A 3,625-nucleotide genomic window follows, 5' to 3' on the forward strand; every position below is an offset into this window, starting at 1 on the left:
GTGGTCGTTGTTTTCGGCGACGCACAATCTGCTGAAACTGTGGCGGTCCGGCCGGGGGCCGGACGGCCACAAAGTGGTGGACGCGATCGCCGGATAACTGAGCCCGGTTCTCTTTTTTTATCGACGGCCGAATCGATCCGTCGAACCGTGTAAGAGTATCTTCAGCCGACGTCAGGAGGATTGGTGAGGCAAAATTCTTAGACAGGCTCGATAGTAATCATCAATCCCGGACCCCACTCGAACCCGGGTGAACGGAGAATGAGAGACATAAACGACACACCTGCAGCCGTCGTCGAACTGCTCGATGACTCACGCTATCAAGATCTCCTGTGTTACCTTCGGCAACAGGAGCGGCCAGTTTCGCTAGCCGAACTGACGCGAAAGATAGCGCGTTGGGAGTCCGAACACTCCTCCGCCGACGTGCCGGACAGTCGTATAGAAGACGTTTCGACATCGTTACGCCAAGACGTCATCCCCACACTCGTCGAGATAGGAGTAATCGAACGCCAGCAACACGGTGGCGAGAAGTATTTCACGACCACGGAGAAGGTCGAGACCATCGAGTCGGAGTTACAGCCACGACCGGAACTGGGGCCGACGGAGTATCGAGTGGAATAAATCCCCGCGACGTCCGGTCGTATCTGATTGCTCGGCGCGGCCCCACCCCCCGGGGAACGTGGATGTACCGTTCGAAACCTCCTCCGAAAAAATGGGGTTCGTCTCCCGTTGTGTCGTTACACGCGCAGTAGCCGCAACCGACTGTCCATTCTGCGTGGCCGGCTTGTCCACGTCGGGGAACTCGAGTTGGCGGTTGCCGTCGGCGTCAGCGTGCACCACCGCGGTTAGAGGCTGCGCTGAACGCTGCCGTTGGGCCTGCCCACGCATCTGTTGCATCGACTGGCTCATTCGTGCGTAGTCTTTCGTCTGCTACTATCCTGAACCCCACTTCGGGGATCTCGGTTTTACCCTGACTTTTCGAGTTGTTCTCGGCGGCGTTCGAACTCGTCGTCAGAGAGGTCGCCACGGGCGTAGCGTTCCCGGAGTGTCGAGAGAGAATCACCATTCTCTCGCGCGTTACTCGTCACGAGCGTGTAGACGAGGACGAACGGAATGGCAAGCAGGAGGCCCATCCAAATGAGCCCCCAGAGGCCCATCGCTCCGCCGAAGAGCCCCCAGCCACCTCCCATCATTCCCCCACCGTAGCTCCCACCGGGGTTGGCGGCACCCGTCCCGGTCGCTACGGCGAGCAGGGGTAGTGTGAGTAACGTCGTTCGTCGGATAGTGCGTGCGACAACGGTCGTGAACTGTAACATGGTCATCGTGTGTTGGGTAGTCGTGTGTTGTTCGTTGCGTGTGAACGATTCTAGATCGGGCGACAGGGACTGGTCAGGGTGGTTAGCACCCCCGCCCCTGACCGTACGTCCCGCCGTTGGCGTGCCCGCCGTCGGCCATGTCCCGTGCCATCTCGTCGATGGTTACACCCATGTGGGCTTCCATCCACTCGACGGCTCCCGGTCCCATGTGGTCGGTCATCTGTGCTTCCATCCAGGCGGCCCAGTCAGCCGTGTTTCCATCGTACGGGGGTGCGTCGTCAGCAGTAGTTTCGTTGCCGTGTGCGCTGACAGCAGGAGCGACGATTGCGAGTCCGACGATTGCGAGCGCCACGAGCAGCCAGCGTCCGATTGTGAAGTTAGTCATTGTCCCTCTCCTCAGTTACTCGTAGGACGGTTCAAGAGTTATCCCCATGGGTGTGAATACGCACAGGAGACCGTTCGAGAACGTGTATAGGGCGTTCTAATCGTTTCTGAGAAACGAGACCGTTCATCGCCGTCGAATTCGACCAAGCTGCTCTGTCGTCGGTGATGTCGAGGTCACAGTGGACACCCCTTTGGACTATTGGACGTGTCGACGATAGGCGTCATAGAGCGCGGGAAGACCGAGCGGAAACGCGAGTATTCCGAACGTCGCCAGCGTGTATTTCGCGTCCGACGAATCCCGATACGCAAGGTACGTTGCAGCCACACCGAAGGATGTGATTGCGTAGGCCAAGTTGCTCCAGAACGGTTCGTACGTCGAGCAGTAGGCCCAGTAGACCAGCGTGTACGAGGGAGCGTTCCACGTCGGCGGCTGCAGTTTCGGCCAGAAGAATCGACAGTAGGTGGTGAACGCGAACATCGTCGTGACGGGAAGCGCGGCGAGCCACGTACTCGAGTTGGGCGATAACCGCTGTCCGTACCGACGATAGGCGTTCAACAGTACGAGCGGGAGGGTGAAGACGACTAGCCACAGGCCGACGGTGTACGTGACTGGCCAGTGTTCGATTCGCGGTTGCGTGTAGGCGAGTCGCAGTGATTCGGGAAGCGTCGCCCACGGAAACGACGGATCGGGTATCGGATTCGTGAGGAAGGAACTACCCATGAGAACGACACCGGCGATGAGTGCGTAGACACCCCTGTCCGTAATCCGAGCGAGCGACGCTGGCAACGAGTGTCGTCTGGTACCACCGTCGGGGTCAGACAGCGTTGACGAGAGGTCATCTGCTAGCATGGTTCATACTACGTGCACGTGATTAATTGCACTTTTTCTTTCAAATCTAAGGTCAGCACGTCGGTTCGAAGGACGCGGAGACCGTATCGAGCACACCAGTTGGAGTGTGAGCGCCCGTGAATCAGTGAGCAAGTCGGGCCACGACCGCAGCTAGTGATCCACGCTGTTCGGGCGACGTTTATGTGGAGTTGGTCGATTCTGTGTCCTATCTCTCATCGTCACCATGGAGTCTCGCCGCTTCGTACTCGGCGAAAACGTGCGCGACGTGGCGATCGTACGATGTACAACAGTACGTCCTCACCTTACAAAATCGTTTGAGGGGAGTCAACAGACGATACTATTCCCGATTCTGAAGCAGGTCCTCACTCGGGTAGATGCGATACGTTCGTCCCTGTCGCTCGCGATACAACAGTCCGCGTTTCTCCAGCGCGCTCGCCGTTTGGCTCACCTTACTCTTCGAGAAGTCAGAGCGATCCCGTAATTCGATCTGTGTGATGCCGGGTGAGGTGAGTACCGGTTCGAGAATCCTGCGTTCGTCGTCCGGCAACAGGTCCAGCACGTGAGACCGTGGCTGTTCCTCTGGGTCGATTGGTCCATCTCTTCGTGGTTGGTCGTTGGATGGTTCGTCGGCTTCCTCGCTTCCCGAACTCGACCGTTCGTTCTGCGATTGGTCACTCATCTCTACGGCAGGGAGGTCGTCACGGACGGTGAGGTATACTCCGCCAACGACAGCAGAGACGAGGACCGTTCCGAGTACGTACCAGATGGGATTCGTTCCGTGAACCGAGTCCATCGACGTTCCCATCATCGTCCCCATCTGGCCGAGGGCACGCTTTTGTTGGTACGCTTGCCAACTGAGAGCACCCCCGAAAACGAGGACAGCGGCGACGAAGATACCAACTACGAAATCGATTCGACGCCGATTCATTCGCCCCACCTCGGCGTGGCGTGTTGCTCAATCATCTTTGCGATAGCGAGGAAACTCCGCCGTTTACGGCGGGGAGGAATCGCGTTCGTTTAGCTGGGCATTTGCACCTGTGTCGCCCGGCTGTCTGTCCTACTTGAGCGGCCCGTCGGT

The 3,625-nt window shown here is 58.3% G+C and carries 6 protein-coding genes; 1 reads left to right on the top strand and 5 read right to left on the bottom strand.

What is annotated here, in order from left to right:
* Nucleotides 1-258: 258 nt before the first annotated feature.
* On the top strand, nt 259-618 hold the full coding sequence (locus tag ACR3FF_RS26210; RefSeq protein ID WP_458191025.1) for a DUF7344 domain-containing protein: 360 nt from the start codon (nt 259-261) through the stop codon (nt 616-618).
* Here the strand turns inward: ACR3FF_RS26210 and ACR3FF_RS27515 are convergent.
* The 5 genes from ACR3FF_RS27515 to ACR3FF_RS26230 all read right to left on the bottom strand — a co-directional run bounded on the left by ACR3FF_RS27515 (nt 571) and on the right by ACR3FF_RS26230 (nt 3,475).
* A complete protein-coding gene (locus ACR3FF_RS27515) occupies nt 571-906 on the bottom strand; it encodes a DUF7282 domain-containing protein (protein ID WP_472850174.1) in 336 nt (111 codons plus the stop codon). The two genes, ACR3FF_RS26210 and ACR3FF_RS27515, sit on opposite strands and share 48 nt — an antisense overlap.
* Nucleotides 907-962: 56 nt before the next feature.
* On the bottom strand, nt 963-1,313 hold the full coding sequence (locus ACR3FF_RS26215) for an SHOCT domain-containing protein (RefSeq protein WP_458191026.1): 351 nt from the start codon (nt 1,311-1,313) through the stop codon (nt 963-965).
* A gap of 82 nt (nt 1,314-1,395) precedes the next feature.
* Nucleotides 1,396-1,698, bottom strand: a complete 303-nt coding sequence (locus ACR3FF_RS26220) for a hypothetical protein (RefSeq protein ID WP_458191027.1) — start codon at nt 1,696-1,698, stop codon at nt 1,396-1,398.
* 195 nt (nt 1,699-1,893) lie between these two features.
* Nucleotides 1,894-2,547, bottom strand: a complete 654-nt coding sequence (locus tag ACR3FF_RS26225) for a hypothetical protein (protein WP_458191028.1) — start codon at nt 2,545-2,547, stop codon at nt 1,894-1,896.
* A 337-nt stretch (nt 2,548-2,884) separates the two neighbouring features.
* The gene (locus tag ACR3FF_RS26230; protein ID WP_458191029.1) at nt 2,885-3,475 is read right to left on the bottom strand and encodes a helix-turn-helix transcriptional regulator; all 591 of its coding nucleotides are present in this window, start codon (nt 3,473-3,475) and stop codon (nt 2,885-2,887) included.
* Between the last annotated feature and the right edge of the window lie 150 nt (nt 3,476-3,625).

The organism is Haladaptatus ordinarius (assembly GCF_054177595.1).

Bases quoted from the DNA above. Each gene is read 5' to 3' on its own strand.
- ACR3FF_RS26210 (WP_458191025.1), top strand. From the start codon at position 259: ATGAGAGACATAAACGACACACCTGCAGCCGTCGTCGAACTGCTCGAT.
- ACR3FF_RS27515 (WP_472850174.1), bottom strand. From the start codon at position 906: ATGAGCCAGTCGATGCAACAGATGCGTGGGCAGGCCCAACGGCAGCGT.
- ACR3FF_RS26215 (WP_458191026.1), bottom strand. From the start codon at position 1,313: ATGTTACAGTTCACGACCGTTGTCGCACGCACTATCCGACGAACGACG.
- ACR3FF_RS26220 (WP_458191027.1), bottom strand. From the start codon at position 1,698: ATGACTAACTTCACAATCGGACGCTGGCTGCTCGTGGCGCTCGCAATC.
- ACR3FF_RS26225 (WP_458191028.1), bottom strand. From the start codon at position 2,547: ATGCTAGCAGATGACCTCTCGTCAACGCTGTCTGACCCCGACGGTGGT.
- ACR3FF_RS26230 (WP_458191029.1), bottom strand. From the start codon at position 3,475: ATGAATCGGCGTCGAATCGATTTCGTAGTTGGTATCTTCGTCGCCGCT.